General features: G+C 71.3%; 6 protein-coding genes. 5 read left to right on the top strand and 1 reads right to left on the bottom strand.

All coding sequences use genetic code 11. From position 1 onward, the window contains the following. Window positions 1-93 precede the first annotated feature (93 nt). A complete protein-coding gene (locus ACGFYY_RS42190; protein WP_393717928.1) occupies window positions 94-1,311 on the bottom strand; it encodes an IS701 family transposase in 1,218 nt (405 codons plus the stop codon). Between the two features lie 141 nt (window positions 1,312-1,452). On the opposite strand from ACGFYY_RS42190, the gene ACGFYY_RS42185 reads away from it, so the two are divergent. The 5 genes from ACGFYY_RS42185 to ACGFYY_RS42165 all read left to right on the top strand — a co-directional run. Next, the gene (locus tag ACGFYY_RS42185; protein WP_393717926.1) at window positions 1,453-1,617 is read left to right on the top strand and encodes a hypothetical protein; all 165 of its coding nucleotides are present in this window, start codon (window positions 1,453-1,455) and stop codon (window positions 1,615-1,617) included. Further along, window positions 1,592-2,230: a TetR family transcriptional regulator gene (locus ACGFYY_RS42180; RefSeq protein WP_393717924.1), complete on the top strand. Its 639-nt coding sequence runs from the start codon at window positions 1,592-1,594 to the stop codon at window positions 2,228-2,230. Before ACGFYY_RS42185 ends, ACGFYY_RS42180 begins: the two co-directional genes overlap by 26 nt. 57 nt (window positions 2,231-2,287) lie before the next feature. Beyond that, window positions 2,288-3,193, top strand: a complete 906-nt coding sequence (galU, locus tag ACGFYY_RS42175; RefSeq protein WP_393717922.1) for a UTP--glucose-1-phosphate uridylyltransferase GalU — start codon at window positions 2,288-2,290, stop codon at window positions 3,191-3,193. A gap of 199 nt (window positions 3,194-3,392) precedes the next feature. Further along, complete coding sequence (locus ACGFYY_RS42170; RefSeq protein WP_393717920.1) at window positions 3,393-4,364, top strand: ParB N-terminal domain-containing protein; 972 nt, start codon at window positions 3,393-3,395, stop codon at window positions 4,362-4,364. A 69-nt stretch (window positions 4,365-4,433) separates the two neighbouring features. Next, the coding region (locus ACGFYY_RS42165) for an MFS transporter (RefSeq protein WP_393717918.1) at window positions 4,434-4,892 on the top strand (459 nt) is incomplete at its 3' end.

Here is a 4,892-nt window from a genome sequence, read left to right as displayed (position 1 = left end):
ACTTCGCCCGGTCCGGCCCCGCCCCCGTTCGAGGCGCGTGGTCGGGCGGAGCCCGGTACCCGGCGGAGCCGGGTTCCCCGGAGCCGCACCCGCTCAGGCGGACCGCCGCCCGAGCTCCCCCCGCTCCCGCACCGCATGCGCGTACGCGTACGCCGCCGACATCAGCGTCATGTGATGGTGCCAGCCCGGAAAGGACCGCCCCTCGAAGTCGAGGAGCCCGAACTCTTCGGCCAACGAGCCGAGCACCGCCCTGGACCGCCCCGCCGCCCGCACCAGGTGCAACAGGTCGTCCATCCGGTGGCGGGTCATGTTGGTGAGCCAGACCGGCCCCCCGCCCTGCCCGCCCCGCACACCCGGCCGCCCCGGCCCGCGTTCGCCGAACAGCCGGTAGATCTGCTGCGCCCCCCGCCCGGCCGAGTCCCCCTCCGGCAGCCGGACCAGCGCCGAGTGGATGCACTGCCGCCGCGGACCCCTGTCGCGGCCGGCGAGCGGGACGGCGTACGGGTGGCTGGTGTTGCCCAGGCGGGCGAAGTCGCCCGCGGTGCTCCCGCCGCGCCCCGGCGTACGCGCGGGATCGCCGCCCTGTGTCAGGGCGGCGGCCCGTACCGCGAGCGTCGGCGGTACGGACACCAGGAAGTCCTGCCCGCGGCGGCCCAGTACGCCGATCAGCGCTGCGGCGCTGCCGAGGCGGCTGAGATCGGCGACCACGGGAGGACGCGCCGACGAGGTACGGGCGGCGATCGAGTCGACGAGCTCCAGGACGAGAGCTTCCGGGGCCTGGTGCACGGCCCGGGGGGAGATCCGTGCCCGGCGGCGCAGGACGGGATCCGCCACCCAGGCCTCGGGGAGTGCCAGCCGCCAGTCCACCGGCACGCTCATACCGTCCAGTGACAGGAAGAGGCAGAAGCCCAACTGGCAGTTGACCATGCGTCCGGCGACGGGGTCGAAGCGGCGGTGCACGCCGACCGAGTGCTCACCACGTTTGGGGAAGCACACCTGCCCGATCGTCCAGGCCCGCACGGAATGTCTTTCCTCCACCCAGCGGAGCAGCTCGGTCCGGGCCGGATCCCAGTCCCACGGACTCGCGTTGATGAACTGCTGCAGGGATTGGGAGGCCGTGGGCGACTCGGTGACGGACGCCGCGAGCCTGCGTACGGACTTCTTCCCCGGGGTGGTGAGCAGCCCCTGCAGGTACACCCGGGCCCAGCGGCGCTGGTCGGCCCTCGGTAAGTGACCGAAGAGGCGTTCCGTGAAGTCGGCCAGGGCCGTGTCGCCGGCGATCAGAGCCCGGGTCCTCGTCCGTGTCGTCATCTGTCTCCCCCTCCACTGCGGACGTCGGCGTGCGCCGTCGATAGGATTCATAGAATACAGAACGTTCGTTTTTTTTCTAGCGAACCCATGGCGCACCGCACCCGACTTCGGCACGTTGGACGTGGAGGCCCCTCGGCACCCGTGCCGGAGCTGCCCGGAGCCGTGTCGGGCCCTCCCCCGGAGGCGTGGCACGGGCGCTTCTTCGTCAAGTCCGCGTTGTGGGCGGTCGGCGCCCGGGTGACGCTGGAGTTCGCCGGCTCCGTGCGGGGCACGGCGGCGAGTGAGGAACGACCTGGATGGCAGTGATGGCGCAGTGGTGAAGCAAGAGCGTGGCGTACGCACCCGTAATCATCTGATCTCGGTGGCCGCCGCTGAATTCGACCGCAATGGGTACGACGGGACCTCTCTTTCCCGGCTGAGTCGCTCCGCCGGAATTTCGATCGGGGCCCTCACCTTTCACTTCGCGGCGAAAGGGGAGTTGGCTTCCGCTGTCGAGGATTCGGGGCGGGCCGCCACCCGCAGAGTGGTCGAGGGGGTGACGGCCGGTGGCGGCCCCGCGCTGGACACCGTTTCCGCGCTCGTCCTCGCGCTCGGCGGGCTGATCGAGACGGACCCGGCCGTGCGCGCCGCGGCGCGGTTGACCCAGGAGCGGGTGGGTGCCGGACCCGACTGGTGCGGCTGCTGGCTCCCCGACGTGAAGGAGCTGCTGAAGCAGGCCGCCGCGCAGGGCCAGCTGGACCCCGAGGTCGACCCGTGTCCGGTCGCCCTGCTGACCGCGCATCTGGTCGGGGGCGTCGTCACCCGGGTGCGCCGGGGCCGGGGTGAGGGCGTCGGCGCGGTGACCGGTGAGCTCAGGGAGGTGTGGCGGCTCATCCGGCGGGGCATCGCGCCCCGGACGGATTCGGAATTGCCCAAGTAGGAGGAAAGGCAGGGCAATTCAAGCCGTTGGAGGGCGGCGCGCCCTAGCGTCGACGGCATGAATTCCACACCTCACCGGATAACCAAAGCAGTGATCCCCGCCGCGGGACTGGGAACGCGATTCCTCCCGCTGACCAAGGCCACCCCGAAGGAAATGCTTCCGGTGGTCGACAAGCCGGCCATCCAGTACGTGGTGGAAGAGGCCGTGGCGGCGGGGATGTCCGACATCCTCATGGTCACCGGACGCAACAAGCGGCCGCTGGAGGACCACTTCGACCGCAACTACGAGCTGGAGGAGTCCCTCCGGCGCCGGGGTGATCAAGACAAACTCAGGAGCGTCTGCGCGTCCACCGAACTCGCCGACATCCACTACGTGCGCCAGCGGGACCCCAAGGGCCTCGGGCACGCCGTCCTGTGCGCCGCGCCCCACGTCGGCCGGGAGCCCTTCGCCGTCCTCCTGGCCGACGACCTGATCGACCCCCGTGACCCCTTGCTCGCCAGGATGGCCGAGGTGCGGGAGCGGCTCGGGGGTAGCGTCGTGGCCCTCATGGAGGTGGATCCGCAGGTCATCCACCTGTACGGATGCGCCGCGGTGGACCGCTCGGCGGGCGGCGACGGCGTACGCGTGACGGAGCTGGTGGAGAAGCCGGAGCCCGGTACGGCGCCCAGCAATCTGGCCGTCATCGGCCGCTACCTCCTCGACCCCGAGATCTTCGAGGTCCTGCGGAACACCGAGCCCGGACGGGGCGGCGAGATTCAACTCACGGACGCGTTGCGCACGCTGGTCCGGGCCGGACGGCCCGTGCACGGAGTCGTCTTCTCCGGCCGGCGCTACGACACCGGGGACCGTGCCGAGTACCTGCGTGCGACGGTCCGGCTCGCCTGCGAACGTGCCGACCTGGGTCCCGAATTCCTGGCCTGGCTGAGGGAGTTCGTGCGAACGGAAGAGCTCGTGGGGGTCTGAGCGGTCGCCCGGTGGGCGACCGGGGAACTTCCGCGGTCGCCCACCCCACCTGGCACTCCTTCGTCAACTTGCCCAGGTCTCAACGGGGTTCACGTCCCCGATAGATTACCGAACGGTAATTACGTAATTTCTTCCTCGGGCCGCCCCACCGAACGGAGCGGCGCCCGAAGCACCGATTGCAGAGAAGGAGGTGAACCTCATGGACGGGCCGAACCCGCGGCACACGACACAGACCCCCGACGGCGTGACCGAGGTGCCGGTCGACGCACTGCTCGCCGCGGATTCCCCCCGCACCGTCCAGGTGGACGAGAGCCACGCACAAGCCCTCGCGCAATCCGGCCGGACGCTGCCGCCGCTGCTCGTGCACCGCCCCACCATGCGGATCATCGACGGCACACACCGGTTGCGGGCCGCCGTACTGCGCGGGCAGGTCACGGTGGGAGTGACGTACTTCGACGGCAGCGCCGAGGACGCGTTCGTGCTCTCGGTCGAGGCCAACATCAGTCACGGGCTCCCGCTCACCCACGCGGAACGGACCGCCGCGGCGTTACGCATCCTGCGGTCCCACCCGGACTGGTCCGACCGAGGCATCGCGCGCCGGGCCGGGCTGGCGGGCAAGACCGTCGGGGCGCTACGACGCCGCGAGGTGCCGGGGCCCGCCCCGCCGGGCCGCGTCGGCCAGGACGGCCGCGTCCGGCCGGCCGATCCGGTCCGCGGCCGCGAGACCGCGGCCCGGCTCCTGGCCGGCCGGCCCACCGCGTCGCTGCGACAGATCGCACGGGAGGCGGGCATCGCGCCCTCGACCGTGCGGGACGTACGGCGCCGCATCGGAGCGGGCGTGGACCCCGTACCGGCGGCCCAGCGGCGCTCCGGCGACACCTCGGCCCCCGCACCGCCTCCGGTACCCGCCCGGGTCCGGGGGCAGCCACTGCCCGTCCTCGTCAGCAGCCTGTGCAAGGACCCCCTGCTCAGGCTGAGCGATGCGGGCAGGCTCCTGCTCCGCATGCTCGACCTCCAGGTGAGCGGACTGCGCCAGTGGGAGCGGATCGTCGCCGCGATACCCCCGTACCGCGTGGAGACGGCGGCCGCCGCGGCCGCCCAGTGCGCACAGGACTGGCAGGAACTGTCCGAAGAACTCCGGCGCCGCGCCTCGGCGCACACCCCTGCCTGAGCCGGCTTCCCCGGCGAGTACCGGCCTTCGAGTCGAAGGCCCCAGTTGTGATCGAAAGGATGTATGGCGATGTCGGTTGTCGAGGGAGCGCGTGTTGACGCGGGTGCAGGGGAGGGGGGAGGAGCCGAGGGGCCCGTTCGGCTGGACGGGCGTCTCAGGTTGGTTCTTGTGGTGCTGTTGGTGGCGCAGTTCATGCTGGCGGTCGATTTCTCGATCCTGAACGTGGCGTTGCCGGTGATCGGTGACGGGCTCGGTTTCTCGTTGTCGAATCTGCAGTGGATCGCGACGTCGTTCGCGCTCTGTGCGGCGGGTTTCACGTTGTTGTTCGGGCGGGTGGCGGACCTGTTCGGTCGGCGCCGGCTGTTCCTGGTGGGTCTGGCGGTGCTGGGGTTGTCCTCGTTGGCGGGTGGTCTGGCGACCTCGCCGGAGATGCTGATCGCGGCGCGGGTGTTCCAGGGTCTGGCGACGGCCGCGGTGACTCCGGCGGGTCTGTCGCTGTTGACGACGTCGTTCCCCGAGGGGCCGTTG

This window comes from Streptomyces sp. NPDC048331, from assembly GCF_043201215.1.
GTDB lineage: Bacteria > Actinomycetota > Actinomycetes > Streptomycetales > Streptomycetaceae > Streptomyces.
This window is presented reverse-complemented; position numbering and strand designations above follow the sequence as displayed.